Consider the following 17564-nt stretch of genomic DNA (forward strand, 5'->3'; position numbering starts at 1 on the left):
GACGGAAGCGGTATTTCAGACGACCTTTCCACCCTATCCGGTTACAGCACCAACGGCGCCACCACAAAACCCAAAGCCACGGCAAACACAATCGCCAATACGCCGGGAATCAGAAACGAGTGGTTGAACACGAAACGGCCGATGCGCGTGCTGCCGGTGTCGTCCATCTGCACCGCACCGAGCAGGGTCGGGTAAGTGGGCAACACAAACAGAGCCGATACGGCGGCGAAACTGGCCACCAGAATATACACTTGCGAATTGTTTTCCGGCGTGATGCCCAGCGCCAGAATCACGGCGGGCATAATGGCTTTGGCCGTTGCCGCCTGCGAATACAGCAGCATGCTGGCGAAAAACAGCGCCACCGCCAACAGCCACGGATAATTGCCTACCAGCGCCGAAGCGGTTTCTTTAACCGCATCGATATGGCCGCTCACAAACGTGTCGCCCAGCCAGGCCACGCCCAGCACGCACACGCAGGCGGCCATGCCCGATTTAAACGTGCTCATATCCAGCAGTTTGCCGGTATCGAGCTTGCAGCACATCACAATCAGGCTGGCGATAATCATCATAAAACTGATAATCGCGCCGTCGCGCGGCAGCACAGGTTTTTCAATCAAGCCCACGGCAGGCGAAATCGCACAGGCATACAGCACCACCGCCACCACGCCGCCGAAGAAAATCCACACCGACTTGCGCGCGCCCGCAGGCAGCGCTTCGCGCTCGCCCACGTTGTGCGGCTGCACCAAACCTTCGGCCAAACGCTGTTGGTAAGCCTTGCTTTTCGACAAATCCAGATTGCCGAACAAATTAATCAGCAGCGCCACCAGCATACAGGCCGCATAAGTGGTAACCAGCCACACCAGCAGCAGTTTGGGGTAGCTCACGCCCAAAGGCTCGAGCACGCCGCTCATAAACACCACCGCCGCGCTCACGGGCGAAGCGGTGATGGCAATCTGCGAAGCCACCACGGCGATGCTCAACGGCGCGCTGGGGCGGATGTTTTCGCTTTTGGCCACTTCCACAATCACCGGCATCATCGAAAACGCCGTGTGCCCCGTGCCGGCGAGAATGGTGAGAAAATAAGTAACCGTGGGTGCCAAGAAGTTGATGTTTTTCGGGTTTCTGCGCAACAGGCGTTCGGCGGCGCGCACCAGATAATCCAAACCGCCCGCCAGTTGCAGCGCGGCAATGGCGGAGATTACCGCCATAATAATCAGAATCACGTCGTAGGGAACCTTGCCCGGATCCATGCCCAAGGCCAACGCCAGCACCGCCACACCCAAACCGCCGGTGTAGCCGATAGCCAGGCCGCCCAAGCGCACGCCGAGAAAAATCGCGCCCAGCAAAACGGCCAGTTGCAGTAATAAAGAAATGTCCATTATCCACCTGAATAATCTGATAAATATTAAGCTTTATTTGTAACATAGTTTCAAACGGCTGGAAACTGCTTTAATCAAGCGGGTTGGTTATGCAGGCCGTCTGAACGGAATTCAAATAAAATATGCAAAACAATACATTAAACACCTGCTTGAAATAATTTCAATTCAGCGGGTGTAGTATTTTGTAAGTTGACTTAAGTCAAAATCCGTTCAGACACGGGGTATACAATGCTTAAACGTAATTTTTCAACACCCACCCTGAACGAAAGGATAAACCATGATCAAAGGTATCCAAATCACCCGCAGCACCGATGCGGACCTGCTCAACTCTTTCTGGCTGTTGGACGACGAAACCCAAGAAGTGCGCTGCCTGTGCGTTAAAGGCGGCAAATACCGCGAAGACGACGTAGTGGCTTTGTCTGCTTTGGGCGAAGTTTCCTACAAAGAAGTGCCGGTGGACATCACCGCCCGCCCGAAAGTGGAAGGCGGCCAACACTTGAACGTGAACGTGTTAACCCGCGAAACCTTGGAAGATGCCGTTGCCAACCCCGACAAATATCCGCAGCTGACCATCCGTGTTTCCGGCTATGCCGTGCGTTTCAACTCGCTCACACCCGAGCAGCAACGCGACGTGATTACCCGCACCTTCACCAACAGCCTGTAATTTCACACAGCAAAACAGGCCGTCTGAAAACGTGAACTGTCCCCCAATACTTGGACAAGTTAAGAATCTTTCTCAAACAGCCTTTTCAAGCTGGGTTCTGTAGCCGACAGGACTCAGCTTTTTCAAGTTTAAACTAATCCGTTCATGATTGTAGTAATGTATGTATAGTGGATTAAAATAAGAATGCCGAAGTAGGGTAAAACGATTCTTTAGCATATCGCCCAATTGCAAGTTTGAATGCAGTTATTTCATTTCGGAGTTTTTATTTGAATTCACTATAATCATCTATTACCTCTGTCAGCTCCGCCACCGACAGCGCACCTTCCTGATAGAAACTCTCCGTTTTCAGTGTACCGAAAAAACTCTCCATCGGCGCATTGTCCCAACAATTGCCTTTGCGCGACATACTTTGCACAATCCCTTTCTCAGCCAATTTCGTTCGATAAGCCTCGGTGCGGTAAAGCACACCTTGGTCGGAATGCAGCAGCGGCGTTTGGCCTTTCAGACGGCCGAATGCTTGGTCCAACATTTGCGCCACCATTTTACTGTTTGCTCTGCGGCCTAAAGAATAGGCCACAATCTCCCGATTAAACACATCCAATATCGGCGATAAGTACAGCTTCCCGTCTGTGCATTTAAACTCCGTCACATCGGTCGGCCATTTGTCTGCCGGTTTGCCAGCGGTAAACTCTCGATTGAGAATATTGTCCGAAGCCTCTCCTACTGCTTGCGGACGGTAGGCTTTTTTACTGCGGACTTTGGCTTTCAGTCCCAACAAACCCATAATGCGCTGCACTTTCTTTTTGTTCCACGACAATACGGCGGCAATCCGCCGATGACCGTAACGGCCTTTGTGTCGGCGATAGACTTCACTCACGGCGGTTTTGGCCGCCGCATCGGGATCGGCTTTGCCGATATGGTAATGAAAGCTGCTTTTGGGAATGCCGGCACTATGCAGCAGATATTTCAGCGGGTGCTTCGCCCTCAACGTTTGAACGGTTTCGCAGCTTTGGCGGCGTTCTTTTCGTTGAGGGCTTTCATGTGCTTTAGGTAGTCGTTCTCCGCCCTCATGTAACGTAACTCTTCAATCAGTTCCGCCCGGGTTTTTTCGTGGTCGGGTTTGTCGGCGATAAACGGGTTTTTGCGTTTGGTCTTCATAGAGGCAGCCTGCGGGTGTTGGAGTGCGGCGATACCGCCTTGCCGGTAGGCGGCTATCCAACGGCGCAGGTGGGTGCGTGAGACGTTGAAGTGCTCTGCGGTGCGCTGTTGGCTGTGCACTTGGTGGTAATGGGGTACGGCTCGGTATTTGAAGTGTAGGTTATATTTGGACATAAGAAAACTGCACCTTTTAAAGTTGGAGGGGGTGTCCAATTTTTGGGGTGCAGTTCAACGTTTTCAGACGGCCTGTTATCTTTGCAAACCTAACCGCCGTTATCGGTGTATTTTTCCCGCACAACTTCCTTAACCGGCTCCGCCTCGGCGATTTTTTCACGCGCCTCCTGCTTTTCTTCGGCGTCGGCCGCTTCTTTTTCCTGCACGGCTTCGGCCTCCGGCGCAAATTGGAACTTGCCGTACACCGGAAAATGATCCGAGCCGATGTGGGGCAGCACTTTGATTTCGCCCATCATAAAATCGCTGCTGTGGAAGATATGGTCGAGCGGCCATCTGAACAGCGGATAACCGGCATGAAACGTGCTAAACAGCCCACGCCCTTTGCGCGGGTCTAACAAGCCGCTGATTTTTTGAAACAGGCGCGAAGTGCGCGACCAAGCCACATCGTTCAAATCGCCGAACACCAGCACCAAATGGTTGTTTTGCGCGATTTCCTTGCCCACCAGCAGCAGCTCGGCATCGCGGTCGGTGGAAGTGTCTGCCTCGGTGGGGCTGGGCGGCATCGGGTGCAGGCAATAGATACGTATCCATTCGCCCGAACGCAACTGCATTTCGGCGGCAATCGAGGGAATGTCTTCGGCAACCCAATGGCGGACTTCCACATTCCGCAAAGGCAGGCGGCTGTATAAGTGCATACCGTAAAGATTGTCGAGCGGAATCTTCACCGTGTAGCCGTAGCCCTGCTCCCGCTCCAACACGGCAAGCTGCCGCTCCCACCAATCATCGCTCTCCAGCGTCAGCACCACATCGGGGCGGTAGCGGCTGATTTGCCCGAGCAGCAGGTCGGAGCGGCGGTTGCCGGTTAAAACATTGGCGGTAATCAGCGACACGGTGCGGCCGTTGTCTTCGCCGCGATAACGCAAAACCTCGGTTTTCGACAACCGCGTATAAGCGGATATTTCTTTCAGCTGGTAGGCGAAACAGCCCAGATTCAATATCTCAAACACCACAAACAGCCAATGCTCGTGCTGCTGCCAAACATAGTTGAGCACCACGCACAACAGGCTCACGGCGGCAATCTGCGGGCGCGGAAAATCAAAAATGCGGAACGACCAATGGTTGTGGTTCACCAGCGGCAGCAGCGTGGCCAAAACCGGCACGCACAACAGGGCAAACAGCAGCCAGTCGGTAAATGAAAACTCGGGCATAAACCTAACCCAAAACGGGATGAAAATTTAGGATTCAAAACGGTAGGCGCTCAAACAAGTTCACCCGATAGTAGCGAATGCTTTTTTATTCTGCAACCAAACAGGCCAGCACTGTAAGGCTTTTGCCAATCGTTCAAGCCGTCTGAAACACCTTGCTGCCTTCACTCAAACGGCTTCCTCTGCCAATAAGGCTTGCTTGTTTTCAGACGGCCTCGAAACACATCTTCCCCACCGCCCAATTCAAACACCAGCGCGCCCGACAAATCCGTTCTCAACAATGCCGCGCCGTGTGCTTTCACACGGTTTTGCACGGCCGCGGCGGGGTGTCGGTAGGCATTGGCAAAGCCGCTGGAAGCAACGGCGTATTGCGGCGACACGGCGTTGAGAAACGCGCCTGCCGACGAAGAATCGCTGCCGTGATGCCCCAGCACCAGCACTTGGCTGTATAAACCCGCGCCGTATTTCTCCACCAGCGCCAGCTCGCCGCGCCGCCCCAAATCGCCCGTTACCAGCAAAGCCTGCCCGCCCGCCACCGCACGCAGAACGCAGCTTCGGTCGTTATCCTCCGCCGTTTCGTTTTCAGACGGCCTCAACAGCTCGAAATGCACACCGTCCCATTGCCATTGTTTTTCTTCGCAAAACGCTGCCTGCGGGTAAAACTGCGGCTGCCCCGCCAGAATTTCACGCGGCTTCCCGGCCTGCGCCAAGGCTGCGAAACCGCCGTCGTGGTCGGCATCGTGGTGCGACAACACCAGCATATCCAAACGGCGCACGCCCGCGGCATTCAAATTGGGCAGAATCTGTGCGGCCGCCGCCGTTTCGGTGCCGGTGTCGAACAGCAGGTTGCGGTTGCGGGTTTGCATCCACACCGACAAACCCTGCCCCGCATCCCACACGGTAACGTTCAGGCGGCCTTGTTGCGGCACATTCGGGCGGTAAAACACAAAACCCGCCAACACCAGCCACGCCAACGGCTTCCAACCCGAACCGCGCGGCAGCAGCACGATTAACGCCGCCAGCGGCAACAACAATGGCAGCGAAGCGAACAGGCTGCCCAACGGCGCAGGTGAGTGCGTGAGACGTTGAAGTGCTCTGCGGTGCGCTGTTGGCTGTGCACTTGGTGGTAATGGAGTACGGCTCGGTATTTGAAGTGTAGGTTATATTTGGACATAAGAAAACTGCACCTTTTAAAGTTGGAGGAGGTGTCCAACTTTTGGAGTGCAGTTCAGTTTCAGACGGCTCTTGTTTGCTTTTAAAAGTACAGCATTACAACTTTACATTTATTTTCATTTTAAGTTTTCACGCCATTCCTTCGGCATTTTCACTCCGACAAATACCAAACAGCCTAACTTCAAGACAAATCATTGATATTTATTATCTATAAAATAATTCCCATATACTAAAAATACTTTCATACCTCCGAACTCTTCAATAAAGTATTTGCACTAACCCGTACGCGCCGCTTGAAGCCGCGCTTTTGTTTAATCGTTTTAACGAAAGGAATAAGTGATGAAAAAACTGTCCGCCCTTTTATTGGGCCTGATGTTGGCCGCTAATGTTTATGCCGCCGGTTCGGCTGCTTCCGGCAGCACGGCCGTCCAAAGCCAAAATACCGTGAAACCATCTTGGTGGGATTGGTGGCTCAGTAAATGCCCGCCCCTTATGCCTTTAAGGTTCTGCCCTTACAGCCCTGATTACATAGAAAAAAACCGGTAACCAACCGGCAATAAACAACCAGTATTTCCATCCTATGCGGCCTGCCCGAAAGGATGAAAATACAGGTTGTTTATTCAAACGGCTTCTTCTGCCAATAAGGCTTGCTTGTTTTCAGACGGCCTAGAAACACATCTTCCCCGCCGCCCAACTCGAACACCAGCGCGCCCGACAAATCCGTTCGCAACAATGCCGCGCCGTGTGCTTTCACACGGTTTTGCACGGCTGCGGCGGGGTGTCGGTAGGCATTGGCAAAGCCGCTGGAAGCAACGGCGTATTGCGGCGACACGGCATTGAGAAACGCGCCTGCCGACGAAGAATCGCTGCCGTGATGCCCCAGCACCAGCACTTGGCTGTATAAACCCGCACCGTATTTTTCCACCAGCGCCAGCTCGCCGCGCCGCCCCAAATCGCCCGTTACCAGCAAAGCCTGCCCGCCCGCCACCGCACGCAGAACGCAGCTTCGGTCGTTATCCTCCGCCGTTTCGTTTTCAGACGGCCTCAACAGCTCGAAATGCACACCGTCCCATTGCCATTGTTTTTCTTCGCAAAACGCTGCCTGCGGGTAAAACTGCGGCTGCCCCGCCAGAATTTCACGCGGCTTCCCGGCCTGCGCCAAGGCTGCGAAACCGCCGTCGTGGTCGGCATCGTGGTGCGACAACACCAGCATATCCAAACGGCGCACGCCCGCGGCATTCAAATTGGGCAGAATCTGTGCGGCCGCCGCCGTTTCGGTGCCGGTGTCGAACAGCAGGTTGCGGTTGCGGGTTTGCATCCACACCGACAAACCCTGCCCCGCATCCCACACGGTAACGTTCAGGCGGCCTTGTTGCGGCACATTCGGGCGGTAAAACACAAAACCCGCCAACACCAGCCACGCCAACGGCTTCCAACCCGAACCGCGCGGCAGCAGCACGATTAACGCCGCCATCGCCGCCAGCGGCAGCAACAGCGGCGGGGCGGCCGCCACGGCATATTCGGGAGCGCTTTGCGCCACCCATTGCACCAGCCGCAGCGTATATTCGCCCGCCGCAGCCGCCAGCCACTGCAAAGGGGCAAACGGCAGCAGCGAAGCGGCCAGCGCCAGCGGCACCAGCACCCACGAAAACCACGGAATCGCCGCCGCGTTCACCAACGGACTCAACAGCGGCAGCGAAGCGAACAGGCTGCCCAGCGCCACCACCGACACCACCTTTACCGCCCATTGCGCGCGCACCGCCACCCGCAGGCCGCGCTCGCTCAGGCGGCCTGCCGAAGCCCACAACAACGCCCCCACCAAACCGAACGACAGCCAAAACCCCGCCCCCAAAACCGCAGCCGGGTCAAACAGCAACACCAACGCCAGCGCCTGCCACCAGCCCCTCCACACCGACGCACCGCTGCCCCGCCACCACGCCCACGCCAGCGCCAGCAGCATCAGCACGCTGCGTTGGGTCGGCACCGAAAACCCCGCCAAACCCGCATAAAACACCGCCGCCGACAAGCCTGCCGCCAACACCCAAAGGCGCGGCGTTTTCGGCACGAACGGCAACACGCGCAGCCCGTGTTTCACCAGCCAGCCCGCCAACACCGCCACCATGCTCACATGCAGGCCGGAAATGCTCACCAAATGGTTCAATCCCAGCGGCCGGAACGACTGCCACGCTTGCCCACTCAAAGCCGACTGCTCGCCTATGCTCAATGCCCGCATCAGGCCGAGGCCGTCTGAAAAATCCCGCCCGTGCGTATCGGTGTTCTGCCAGCGGTGGCTGATATGTTCCCGCCACCGCAGCAGCAACGGCGGCCCGCCGCCTGCCAGCGCCCGCCGCTCTTTTCCGAGCGTGCCCACGCCGCCGATACCGCCCGCCAACGCCCACGCTTCGCGGTTGAAGCCGATGCGGTTTACCTCGCCCACCGGCGGCCGCACCCGCGCCTGCACGCGCCAGCGGCTGCCTGCCGGCCAGTCGCGCAACTGGTAGTCGGATAACTGCAAGCGGTAATGCCGCCCGCCGCCGTCCACCGCTTTTGCGGTAAAGCGCACCCGTTTGTCGTCGCGCTGCGGCAAATCCGCCACTTCGATTGTTAACGGCACCGAAGCCGTCTGAAACAGCGGCCATTGCTTATCAAGCGCCGACTGTGTGCGCCAGATGCCGTATAAAGCGCCGCTCAAGCACAGCAGCAGCCAAGCCGCCGCCCGAAGCCGCCAAGCCAACGCCAGCAGGCACAGCCATGCCGCCGCCAATACCGTCCACGACGGTACGGCAGGCAGGGCGAACGAAGCGGCAACGCCCGCCGCCCATAAAGGCAGCCACGGTTTCGGCATAGTGGTTTCATATAAAATAATAAATAAAGGTATTATATAAACCGTGCAGGCTGCCGGCAATCGGCCGTCTGAAAAAACCAATGACCGAGACTTTTGCAAAACCTCCAGATGTGGATACAGTTCAAGGCGTAGCAGTGCAGCGAGTGCAGACATATCAAATACAAGGCTAAGCGAGCGGGCAGTAAACGCACAACGCGGAAATGCGCCGCAGATGGGGGGTTTTGCAAAGGTCCCGGCCGTTATATTCGGGCTTAGCCCGAGCATCTCACTTTCTTGGAAAATTTGAGACCTTTGCAAAATTTAACACCACCTGAAAACCTGATTTCCGTCATTCCCGCGTAGGCTGGAATCCAGATGGAAGAATTAAAGTGTTGATTAAACAAATATTTGAATGCCAAGCGTCTGGATTCCCGCCTACGCGGGAATGACGGGATTTAAACATTTTCAGACGGCCTGAGACCTTTGCAAAGACCTCAATTTCTGAAAACCAAAAAGATACCCGGGTCAAGACCGAGTATGACGTATGTGCGTTTCTTAAACTGATCGGCTATACGGCAAAGGCCGTCTGAAAATTTTCAGACGGCCTTTTGTCAAAAACAAATTTAAAACGTTTAAACCGCTTTAAATCGAGGCGTTTACAAACGCAACCAGTTGGCCTTTGGCCAGCGCACCCACTTTGGTGGCAACATTTTGGCCGTTTTTAAACACCATCAGCGTGGGGATGCCGCGCACGCCGAATTGCGACGGGGTTTGCTCGTTTTCGTCGATGTTGATTTTCACCACTTTCAGACGGCCTTCGAATTCGGCGGCCACTTCGTCGAGAATCGGTGCAATCATTTTGCAGGGGCCGCACCACGGCGCCCAAAAGTCCAGCAATACGGGCACGTCGGATTTCAATACGTCTTGCTCGAAGCTCGCATCGGTAGCGTGTACGATTAAGTTGCTGCTCATAGTGTGTTCCTCTTTACGGTGAATGAAGGTTCATTCGGTTAATTAACGTGGTGTAGCATATGGCCTGAACGGCAAAATTTCAAGAGCCTGCGTGCGCCAATAGTTTTTGTGTATAGTCGGCATCGGGTTTGGCAAACACTTCCTCCAACACACCCTGCTCCACCACCTGCCCGTCTTTGAGCACCATCACGCGGTGCGACAGGGCGCGTATCACGGCCAGATCGTGGCTGATGATTATCAGGCTCAAGCCGTGCCGCCGCTGCAAACCGGCCAATAATTCAAGAATCTGCTGCTGCCACTGCACATCGAGCGCGCTGGTCGGCTCGTCGAGCACCAACACCTGCGGCCGCACGATGATGGCGCGCGCAATCGCCAGCCGCTGCCGCTGCCCGCCGGAAAATGCGTGCGGATAGCGTTCGAGAATGTCGTCGGGCAAACCCACCTGCTGCAACACTTCCACCACACGGCGGCGCATTTCGGCATTATCCGTGTCGGGCGCATGCACGCTTAAGGCTTCCGAAACGATTTCAAACACGTTCATGCGCGGGTTGAACGCGCCGAACGGGTCTTGAAACACCATCTGCACGGCTTTGCGCGATTGGTTGTTCCATGTTTCGCCGTTGATTTTCAGACGGCCCTCTCTTTCCATTAAGTGCATCACGGCTTTGGCCAGCGTGGTTTTGCCGCTGCCGCTCTCACCGATCACACCCAGCGTTTCGCCTGCCTTCAAATCAAACGACACGGGCGCCAGCAGGGTTTTGTGCCGCTTTTTAAACCAGCCCGCGCGCTCGGGAACGGCCACGCTGATGTTTTCGGCTTCCAACACCGTCGGCGCGCCGGCCGGCAGCGTTTGAACCTGCCGCACCGCACCTGCGTTAAGCAGCATTTTGGTGTATTCGTGCTGCGGGTTGGCGAACACTTCCGCGGCCGCCCCCTGCTCGACAATCCGCCCATGGCGCATCACTGCCACGTCGTCGGCAAAGCGGCGCACCAGGTTCAAATCGTGGCTGATGTAAACCAGCGTCATGTTATGGGCGGCCTGCAAGCGCGAGAGCAAATCGAGAATCTGCGCCTGCACCGCCACATCGAGCGCGGTGGTCGGCTCGTCGGCAATCAAAAGCTTAGGCCCGGCTGCTACCGCCATCGCAATCATCGCCCGCTGCCGCTGCCCGCCCGAAAGCTGAAACGGGTAGGCAGAGGCTTTTTCTTCGGGATGCTGTATGCCTGTTTCGGCCAGCAGCGCCACCGCCCGCGCCCATGCCTGTTTGGCGTTCAAACCCAGATGCAGCGACAGCACTTCGGCAATCTGTTTGCCCACGCGCATCACCGGGTTGAGCGCCGTCATCGGCTCTTGGAACACCATGCCGATTTCTTTGCCGCGCAATTTCTGCAATTGGCGCGGGCTTTTATCGAGCAGGTTTTCGCCGTTGAAATTCAGACGGCCTGTTAACGACACGGCGGGGTTCAGCCGCATGATGCCCTGCGCCAGCACGGTTTTGCCGCTGCCGCTTTCCCCCACCAGCGCCAGCTTGCGCCCCTCGCGAACCGCCAGATTGATGCCGTGCAGCACTTGGCGGCCGGGGAAAAACGCATTCAGGTTGTCGATTTCGAGAATTGGGTTCATAAGTATTATTTTTTCAGACGGCCGTTTGTGCCGGATATAGTGAATCCACTGAATTTCCATTACAGCGTTGCTGCGCCTTGCCGTACTATCTGTACTGTCTGCGGCTTGCTGCCTTGTACTGAAAATTAATTGGATTCACTATAGGTTTCAAGTGTTATTTGCCGGAAAAAGCCGGGCTGTCCAAAGGGCTATTTCAAAAAAGCCGCCGCTACCGCCACCACCGTCATCGCAAACAGAATCTTGCGCAAAACGTCGGGCGAGAGTTTCAGTGCAATCTTCACGCCTATCATCGAGCCGGCGGCATTGCCTGCCGCCAACACCAGGCCGACGTCCCACCAAATCTGCCCTCTGGCGATGAACACGGCCAGCGCCACCACGGTAAACGCCAGCGTGCACACAAGTTTCAACGCATTGGCGCGCAGCAGGTTGTAGTGCAGCAAGCCGGCCAAAACGGGCAGCAGCAAAAACGCGGTGCTGGCCTGCACGAAGCCGCCGTAGATGCCGACTGCAAACAGCAACGCCGACGCTCCGCGCGTTTCGGCCACTTTTTTCTCTTGCGCGTTTTTGGGCGGCAGCAACAATTGCGGCTTGAGAAAGGTTAAGGTAGCCACGCCGAGAATGCAGGCCAGCAGCGCCGGCTTCAAAATTTCATTGGGCAGCACCGAAGCCAACACCGAGCCGGCCAGCCCGCCCGCAACCATCGGCAGCAAAATCCCGCGCAAATCGTGGGTGGGCAGCGCGCCCGCTTTTCTGAAGCCGCGGATACCGGCCAACGATTGGAAAAATATGCCGACGCGGTTGCTGCCGTTGGCGATATCGGGCGGCAAGCCGAACGCCATCAGCAAAGGCAGAATCAGGTTGGAACCGCCGCCAGCCAAAATATTGATGATGCTGGCCACGATGCCCAACGCAGCAACAGCCAGATAGTGCCACAGGGTTAAATCCATATTGCAAACTTTTAAAATCCAAATAATTACCCGAAGTTTATCTGCCGCCATCCGCCTTGAAAGTCTGCCGCGCCATCCTGAGGCCTTTGCATAATTGGTTTGGGCCGGGCTTGACCCGGATATTCCGCCTTACCGGTATTGGCTGGAAAACAAAAGATGCCCGGGCCAAGCCCGAGCATAACGCGGGTATTTTAGGGCGTGTCGGAATAACCCGCAAAAATCCCGCCTGTTGTTAAAACTTTTCAGACGGCCTTACCCGTTATTGGTGATTACCCGATCCAAACCGCACCCGCGCCATCAGGCATATTCTTGAAACACCGAGCGCACGCGCGCCAAGTCTTCGGCGGTGTCCACCCCTGCGGCGGGCGCGGTTTCGGTGATTTCCACCGCAATCGGATAGCCGTGCCACAACACGCGCAACTGCTCCAGCGATTCGTCGGTTTCGTGCGGCGACACGGCCAGGCCGGCGTATTGCTGCAAAAAGCCGGCGCGGTAGGCATAAATGCCGATATGGCGCAAAGGGGAAAAGCCCGCAGGCAGGGCTTGGGAGGAAGCGGCCATCGCATCGCGCGGATAGGGAACCGGCGCGCGGCTGAAATATAACGCGTTGCCGGCGGCGTTCAACACCACTTTCACGCAGTTGGGGTTGAGAAATTCGGCCAAATCGCGAATGGGATGCGCAGCGGTGGCCATCGGCACTTGGTTTTCCACCAACAACGCGGCGGTGCGGTCGATTAACTGCGGGTTAATCAGCGGCTCGTCGCCCTGCACGTTCACCACTACGGTATCCGGCGGCAGGCCGAGCTTGGCGGCGGCTTCGGCCAAACGGGTGGTGCCGCTTTCGTGTGTGGCGGCGGTCATCACGCTGGCGATGCCGTGCGTTTGGCAGGCGGCTTCGATGTCGGCATGGTCGGTAGCCACAATCACGCGTTCGGCGGCACTTTTGGCCGCCTGCTCCGCCACGCGCACCACCATGGGCTTGCCGTGGATGTCGGCCAGCGCTTTTTCGGGCAGGCGCGACGACGACAGCCGTGCGGGAATCAAAACGGTAAACGCGCTCATGCGTGCAGCTCTTCTTCGGTTAGCTCGCGGGCTTCGTTTTCGAGCATGAAAGGAATGCCGTCTTTAATCGGATAGGCAAGTTTGCTCTGGCGGCACCACAATTCCTGCTTGTCTTGTTTGTATTCCAAGCTGCCTTTGCATACGGGGCACACGAGAATATCTAGAAATTTCTTTTCCATAGCGGGGTCGGCTTTCCTGTTTATTGGCAAGTGTTTTTGCCGCAAACGGCCTGATTGATTTCGCGCTGCATTTTCGCGCCGTTTTTCTGCTGGAACGCCTGCATTTTCGACTGCATCACGTTCATCATCGGGGTCATGGTCGCTTCGAGGTATTGAGGCATTTTGGCGGTGATCGAGCGGCCTACGGGAGAGCCGTAAAACGCAATCATCGCATCCACTTCTTCCTGCGTGTAAACTTTCTGCACGCCTTCCACCGCCACACGGCGGATTTCGGCACGGGTGCTTTTCTCGCCTACTTCGCGCATATAGTCGCTCATATAACGGTTGATGATGCTTTGCACTTTTTGGCGTTTATCTGCCGGAACATCGGGCATAGACTGCTGCACCGACGCAGCGGCGGCGGCCGGCATGGCCTTGGCGGTGTCGTCCATCATTTTGTCGAAATTCTGCACGTCAAACAGTTTTTCTACCGAAGCCTTGCTGGCAGGCGCGGCTTGAGCCAAACCTGCCGCCACACACAATACCGCCGCACACATCAATCGGGTTTTCATGTTTATCATCCTTTTTTCCAGTTCAAATCTTCAGACGGCCTGCAACAAAAGCCGCCAAATCCGGCTCGATTATCGCACAAACAGGCAGCACCCACACGTTTTCCCACCGGCCGTCTGAAAGTTTTACCACATCTTTTTCGGTAACCAGCACCACATCCGCCTGCGGCAGATCGGCGGCAGACAAAGCGGCATGGTCGGGCAGCGCGCGCGTTTCGGCCAATGCGATACCCAGGCCGCGCAGGGTGTTGAAAAAGCGTTCGGGCTTGGCAATGCCCGCCACCGCCGCCACACGCAGATGTTTCAGACGGCCTGTATCCAGATATTCGCCCGGGCGGTTGAAGCGGTAGATTTTTCCTGCCTGCAAGCGGCTGTAAAATATGTTTTCATGCAGGTGCGCCGCCTCTTCCCTGCCCGTGCTGCCGCTCAACACCACCGCATCCGCCGTTTGCAGGCGGCCCAAAGGCTCGCGCAGGCCGCCGTTGGGCAACAGATCCAAACTGCGCCGGCCCGCATCGGCGGCGGGAAACACCACGATTTCCAAATCGCGCTGCAAAGCATAATGTTGCAGGCCGTCGTCGGTAATAATCAGTTGGATGTCGGGGTGCGCCGCCAGCAGCGCCCTGCCCGCTTGCGCCCGGCTGCTGCCAACCGCAACGGGTGCGCCGGTTTGGCGGTGGAGCAGCAAAGGTTCGTCGCCCGCTTCCGCCGCCGTGCTGCCGGGTTGCAACACATAAACACCACTACCCGCGCGCCCGTAGCCGCGGCTGATAATGCCCGCCTTGATGCCGCGCGCCTGCAAGCCTTTTACCAGCGCCGACACCACCGGCGTTTTACCCGCCCCACCTGCGTGGATATTGCCCACCACCGCCACCGGCACGGGCAGTTTTTCGCTTTTCAGACGGCCCGCCGAATATAACCGCCTGCGTATGGCCGAGGCCGTCTGAAACAGGCGCGAAAAAGGCCACAGCAGCACGCTCAAAACCGGATTGGGCTGCTGCCAGTGGCGTTCGATGATTTGATGGAGTTTGGGCATTCAAACGGCCTTGTTGAATATATTTGAAAGACAAATATGCCGCTATAACGGTAAATGATTTTGCCGGTTTCTCTAAATAACCTGCATTTCAAGACACCATAACCTGCATTTTAAGACACCGCACCACCAGCCGAAACTGTTTTACCGCATACGGCTTGGGCAATTTTTTCAGTATATTCCGTTTTGCCCCACTCGCCCGGTTCGGGGATGCCGTTGCGGGTTGTGCGGATATTGGCCTGTAGGCGTTTTTGGCAGTCAACCAGCACGGGCCAGGTGTGGGCGCTCATGCGCCGTTCGAAAAAATACAGGTTGGCCTGTATGATATTTTTATCGTCGTTAACCGCCAGCAGTTTGCCGGTGTCCACTGCCACAAAGCGCAATATTTGCGGTTTGTAGTAGCTCCAGGGTTTGTAGGGAGCGGTTTCTTTTATTTCAGCCACCACAACCGTGCCTTGCGGCAGCAACGAGCGGGTGTGGCCGTACCATGTGTATTCGCTGTATATCTGAAACAGCAGCATACCCAAGCCTGCGCCGGCGGGCACCAGCCATTTCGGTAATTTTTTAAACAGAACACGCAGGCCTAATACGATGCCGGCGGCGCCCAAGCCTGCGAAAACTGTGGCAATGAGTTCCCAAATCATGATGTGCTCTCTAATTCGGCGGGATATTCCGCCCGGTATTTTTAATCTTGGCGGCCATACAAAAGCCCCGCCTGAAAATGTTTCGATATTATATAGTGAAAAAACTTTATTTCTGCTCCAGTGTTGCTGCGCCTTGTGCGGGAACGGGTTTCCTCGCCATATCAGGAAAAATTCGGGCTTCCCGAAAGAAGCCCGATAAAGCGAGATTTAGTGGTCGATGGCCTGTCCGGCACCGCGCGGATAGCGAACGCTTTCCACCAAATCCTGTACGTCTTGCGGCGGCGCTTTGCCTGCGGAAGAAACCACAAACGCCACGACAAAGTTGAGAATCGCACCTACCGCACCGAACGACAAGGGTGAAATACCGAACAACCAGTTGGCTTCCACATTTTCAAAGTTGTTGGTGCCGGGGATAAAGAACCAGCCCATATACAGGAAGATATATACGCAGGTGGAAATCAAGCCTACCAGCATACCGGCGGTTGCGCCCGCGCTGTTGATGCGTTTCGAGAAAATACCCATCATCAAGGCGGGGAAGATAGAAGCGGCTGCAATACCGAATGCCAGCGCCACCACTTGTGCGGCAAATCCGGGCGGGTTGATGCCCAACCAGGTGGCCACCACAATCGCCAGCGTCATGGATACGCGGGCTGCCATCAGTTCGCCTTTTTCCGAAATATCGGGTTTGAGGGTTTTCTTAATCAGGTCGTGCGACACGGCTGAAGAAATTGCCAACAGCAAGCCTGCTGCGGTGGAAAGTGCAGCCGCCAAACCGCCCGCTGCAATCAGGCCGACAACCCAACCCGGCAGGTTGGCGATTTCAGGGTTGGCCAATACCAGAATGTCGTTATTCACGGTCAGCTCGTTACCCTGCCAGCCGCGCTCTGAAGCAGTGGCTTCAAAAGTTGCGGATTTGTCGTTGTAGTATTGGATATGGCCGTCGCTGTTTTTATCCTCAAACTTCAGCAAACCGGTGGTTTCCCAGTTTTTCATCCATTCGGGGCGGGCTTCGTAGCTCAGGGGCTGCTCTTTCACGCCGTTCGGATACACGGTATTGATCAAATTGATGCGGGCCATCGAGCCTACTGCGGGAGCGGTAGTATAAAGCAACGCGATAAACACCAACGCCCAACCGGCAGACGAACGCGCATCGGATACTTTCGGCACGGTAAAGAAACGGATAATCACGTGCGGCAAACCGGCGGTACCTATCATCAGCGACAAAGTGAACAGGAACATATTCAATTTATTGGGCACATCTGCGGTATAGGCCGCAAAGCCCAAATCGGTTACCAGCAAATCGAGTTTTTGCAGCAGCGGCACACCCGAAGCGGTGTCTGTGCCGAACAAACCCAACGGCGGAATCGGATTACCGGTTAAATTGAAAGAGATGAATACCGCAGGAATGGTATAGGCAATAATCAACACCACATATTGCGCAACCTGCGTATAAGTAATCCCTTTCATACCACCCAACACGGCGTAAAACAACACCACCACTGCGGCAATCAAAAGGCCGGTTGTGTTGCTTACTTCCAAGAAGCGGGAAAACGCTACACCGGCGCCGGTCATCTGGCCGATAACGTAAGTGGTCGAAGCAATCAGCAAACATGCAACGGCCACCAAACGGGCGGTGCGGCTGTAGAAGCGGTCGCCGATAAAATCGGGCACGGTAAATTTGCCGAATTTACGCAGATAAGGAGCCAGCAGCAGGGCAAGCAGCACATAACCGCCCGTCCAGCCCATCAGGTAGGCCGAAGCGCCGTAACCGGTCATCGCCAGCAAACCTGCCATCGAAATAAACGAAGCCGCGCTCATCCAGTCGGCCGCGGTTGCCATGCCGTTTAACACGGGATGCACGCCGCCGCCGGCAACGTAGAACTCTTTGGTCGAGCCGGCGCGCGCCCAAATCGCAATACCGAAATACAACGCAAAAGACGCACCCACGAAAATCAGGTTAATCACAAATTGGCTCATG

The 17564-nt window shown here is 56.0% G+C and carries 17 protein-coding genes and 4 pseudogenes; 2 read left to right on the forward strand and 19 right to left on the reverse strand.

Annotation, left to right across the window (positions count from 1 at the left end; all coding sequences use genetic code 11):
- Window positions 1–41 precede the first annotated feature (41 nt).
- Window positions 42–1379 carry an anaerobic C4-dicarboxylate transporter gene (locus tag H3L92_RS05985; protein WP_085364709.1) on the reverse strand — a complete coding sequence of 446 codons (1338 nt, stop codon included), beginning with the start codon at window positions 1377–1379 and terminating at the stop codon, window positions 42–44.
- A 277-nt stretch (window positions 1380–1656) separates the two neighbouring features.
- On the opposite strand from H3L92_RS05985, the gene grcA reads away from it, so the two are divergent.
- Complete coding sequence (gene grcA, locus H3L92_RS05990; RefSeq protein WP_085364708.1) at window positions 1657–2043, forward strand: autonomous glycyl radical cofactor GrcA; 387 nt, start codon at window positions 1657–1659, stop codon at window positions 2041–2043.
- Between the two features lie 72 nt (window positions 2044–2115).
- On the opposite strand, the pseudogene H3L92_RS05995 reads toward grcA, so the two are convergent.
- From H3L92_RS05995 to H3L92_RS06020, 7 genes and pseudogenes are all read right to left on the reverse strand, one after another.
- Window positions 2116–2208, reverse strand: a pseudogene (locus H3L92_RS05995) (IS3 family transposase); the annotation flags it as partial.
- Window positions 2209–2305: 97 nt separating this feature from the next.
- Window positions 2306–2392 carry a hypothetical protein gene (locus H3L92_RS13705; RefSeq protein ID WP_372338528.1) on the reverse strand — a complete coding sequence of 29 codons (87 nt, stop codon included), beginning with the start codon at window positions 2390–2392 and terminating at the stop codon, window positions 2306–2308.
- A pseudogene (locus H3L92_RS06000) lies at window positions 2371–3031 on the reverse strand (IS3 family transposase); the annotation flags it as partial. The pseudogene H3L92_RS06000 and the gene H3L92_RS13705, both read right to left, overlap by 22 nt.
- Complete coding sequence (locus H3L92_RS06005; protein ID WP_085366539.1) at window positions 3028–3375, reverse strand: helix-turn-helix domain-containing protein; 348 nt, start codon at window positions 3373–3375, stop codon at window positions 3028–3030. The gene H3L92_RS06005 and the pseudogene H3L92_RS06000, both read right to left, overlap by 4 nt.
- An 89-nt stretch (window positions 3376–3464) precedes the next feature.
- On the reverse strand, window positions 3465–4583 hold the full coding sequence (locus tag H3L92_RS06010) for an endonuclease/exonuclease/phosphatase family protein (protein WP_085367194.1): 1119 nt from the start codon (window positions 4581–4583) through the stop codon (window positions 3465–3467).
- A 161-nt stretch (window positions 4584–4744) separates the two neighbouring features.
- A pseudogene (locus H3L92_RS06015) lies at window positions 4745–5626 on the reverse strand (ComEC/Rec2 family competence protein); the annotation flags it as partial.
- Window positions 5590–5754, reverse strand: coding sequence for a helix-turn-helix domain-containing protein (locus H3L92_RS06020; RefSeq protein WP_158088186.1), 165 nt, complete (start codon window positions 5752–5754; stop codon window positions 5590–5592). The gene H3L92_RS06020 and the pseudogene H3L92_RS06015, both read right to left, overlap by 37 nt.
- Window positions 5755–6092: 338 nt before the next feature.
- On the opposite strand from H3L92_RS06020, the gene H3L92_RS06025 reads away from it, so the two are divergent.
- The gene (locus tag H3L92_RS06025; RefSeq protein ID WP_085367192.1) at window positions 6093–6299 is read left to right on the forward strand and encodes a hypothetical protein; all 207 of its coding nucleotides are present in this window, start codon (window positions 6093–6095) and stop codon (window positions 6297–6299) included.
- Window positions 6300–6369: 70 nt separating this feature from the next.
- Here the strand turns inward: H3L92_RS06025 and H3L92_RS06030 are convergent, their stop codons facing one another.
- The 11 genes and pseudogenes from H3L92_RS06030 to H3L92_RS06075 all read right to left on the reverse strand — a co-directional run bounded on the left by H3L92_RS06030 (window position 6370) and on the right by H3L92_RS06075 (window position 17563).
- Entirely contained in the window at window positions 6370–8598 is a 2229-nt protein-coding gene (locus H3L92_RS06030) for a DNA internalization-related competence protein ComEC/Rec2 (RefSeq protein ID WP_115336367.1), read from the reverse strand.
- An 81-nt stretch (window positions 8599–8679) separates the two neighbouring features.
- Window positions 8680–8809: pseudogene (locus H3L92_RS13505) on the reverse strand (signal peptidase); the annotation flags it as partial.
- A gap of 410 nt (window positions 8810–9219) precedes the next feature.
- A complete protein-coding gene (gene trxA / locus H3L92_RS06035) occupies window positions 9220–9549 on the reverse strand; it encodes a thioredoxin TrxA (protein ID WP_085366690.1) in 330 nt (109 codons plus the stop codon).
- Between the two features lie 79 nt (window positions 9550–9628).
- Window positions 9629–11173, reverse strand: a complete 1545-nt coding sequence (locus H3L92_RS06040; protein WP_085366691.1) for an ABC transporter ATP-binding protein — start codon at window positions 11171–11173, stop codon at window positions 9629–9631.
- 188 nt (window positions 11174–11361) lie between these two features.
- Window positions 11362–12120 carry a sulfite exporter TauE/SafE family protein gene (locus tag H3L92_RS06045; RefSeq protein ID WP_085366713.1) on the reverse strand — a complete coding sequence of 253 codons (759 nt, stop codon included), beginning with the start codon at window positions 12118–12120 and terminating at the stop codon, window positions 11362–11364.
- Window positions 12121–12417: 297 nt separating this feature from the next.
- Window positions 12418–13182, reverse strand: coding sequence for a 3-deoxy-manno-octulosonate cytidylyltransferase (gene kdsB / locus H3L92_RS06050; protein WP_085366692.1), 765 nt, complete (start codon window positions 13180–13182; stop codon window positions 12418–12420).
- On the reverse strand, window positions 13179–13361 hold the full coding sequence (locus H3L92_RS06055; protein WP_085366693.1) for a Trm112 family protein: 183 nt from the start codon (window positions 13359–13361) through the stop codon (window positions 13179–13181). Before H3L92_RS06055 ends, kdsB begins: the two co-directional genes overlap by 4 nt.
- Before the next feature lie 20 nt (window positions 13362–13381).
- Window positions 13382–13912, reverse strand: a complete 531-nt coding sequence (locus H3L92_RS06060) for a DUF2059 domain-containing protein (protein ID WP_158088170.1) — start codon at window positions 13910–13912, stop codon at window positions 13382–13384.
- A gap of 22 nt (window positions 13913–13934) precedes the next feature.
- Window positions 13935–14945: a tetraacyldisaccharide 4'-kinase gene (gene lpxK, locus H3L92_RS06065; protein ID WP_085366695.1), complete on the reverse strand. Its 1011-nt coding sequence runs from the start codon at window positions 14943–14945 to the stop codon at window positions 13935–13937.
- Window positions 14946–15055: 110 nt separating this feature from the next.
- Window positions 15056–15586 carry a hypothetical protein gene (locus H3L92_RS06070; protein WP_085366696.1) on the reverse strand — a complete coding sequence of 177 codons (531 nt, stop codon included), beginning with the start codon at window positions 15584–15586 and terminating at the stop codon, window positions 15056–15058.
- A 207-nt stretch (window positions 15587–15793) separates the two neighbouring features.
- The gene (locus tag H3L92_RS06075; protein WP_085366697.1) at window positions 15794–17563 is read right to left on the reverse strand and encodes a sodium:solute symporter family protein; all 1770 of its coding nucleotides are present in this window, start codon (window positions 17561–17563) and stop codon (window positions 15794–15796) included.
- Between the last annotated feature and the right edge of the window lies 1 nt (window position 17564).

It is taken from the genome of Neisseria dentiae (genome assembly GCF_014055005.1).
Lineage (GTDB): Bacteria > Pseudomonadota > Gammaproteobacteria > Burkholderiales > Neisseriaceae > Neisseria > Neisseria dentiae.

Bases quoted from the DNA above. Each gene is read 5' to 3' on its own strand.
- H3L92_RS05985 (WP_085364709.1), bottom strand. From the start codon at position 1,379: ATGGACATTTCTTTATTACTGCAACTGGCCGTTTTGCTGGGCGCGATT.
- grcA (WP_085364708.1), top strand. From the start codon at position 1,657: ATGATCAAAGGTATCCAAATCACCCGCAGCACCGATGCGGACCTGCTC.
- H3L92_RS06005 (WP_085366539.1), bottom strand. From the start codon at position 3,375: ATGTCCAAATATAACCTACACTTCAAATACCGAGCCGTACCCCATTAC.
- H3L92_RS06010 (WP_085367194.1), bottom strand. From the start codon at position 4,583: ATGCCCGAGTTTTCATTTACCGACTGGCTGCTGTTTGCCCTGTTGTGC.
- H3L92_RS06020 (WP_158088186.1), bottom strand. From the start codon at position 5,754: ATGTCCAAATATAACCTACACTTCAAATACCGAGCCGTACTCCATTAC.
- H3L92_RS06025 (WP_085367192.1), top strand. From the start codon at position 6,093: ATGAAAAAACTGTCCGCCCTTTTATTGGGCCTGATGTTGGCCGCTAAT.
- H3L92_RS06030 (WP_115336367.1), bottom strand. From the start codon at position 8,598: ATGCCGAAACCGTGGCTGCCTTTATGGGCGGCGGGCGTTGCCGCTTCG.
- trxA (WP_085366690.1), bottom strand. From the start codon at position 9,549: ATGAGCAGCAACTTAATCGTACACGCTACCGATGCGAGCTTCGAGCAA.
- H3L92_RS06040 (WP_085366691.1), bottom strand. From the start codon at position 11,173: ATGAACCCAATTCTCGAAATCGACAACCTGAATGCGTTTTTCCCCGGC.
- H3L92_RS06045 (WP_085366713.1), bottom strand. From the start codon at position 12,120: ATGGATTTAACCCTGTGGCACTATCTGGCTGTTGCTGCGTTGGGCATC.
- kdsB (WP_085366692.1), bottom strand. From the start codon at position 13,182: ATGAGCGCGTTTACCGTTTTGATTCCCGCACGGCTGTCGTCGTCGCGC.
- H3L92_RS06055 (WP_085366693.1), bottom strand. From the start codon at position 13,361: ATGGAAAAGAAATTTCTAGATATTCTCGTGTGCCCCGTATGCAAAGGC.
- H3L92_RS06060 (WP_158088170.1), bottom strand. From the start codon at position 13,912: ATGAAAACCCGATTGATGTGTGCGGCGGTATTGTGTGTGGCGGCAGGT.
- lpxK (WP_085366695.1), bottom strand. From the start codon at position 14,945: ATGCCCAAACTCCATCAAATCATCGAACGCCACTGGCAGCAGCCCAAT.
- H3L92_RS06070 (WP_085366696.1), bottom strand. From the start codon at position 15,586: ATGATTTGGGAACTCATTGCCACAGTTTTCGCAGGCTTGGGCGCCGCC.
- H3L92_RS06075 (WP_085366697.1), bottom strand. From the start codon at position 17,563: ATGAGCCAATTTGTGATTAACCTGATTTTCGTGGGTGCGTCTTTTGCG.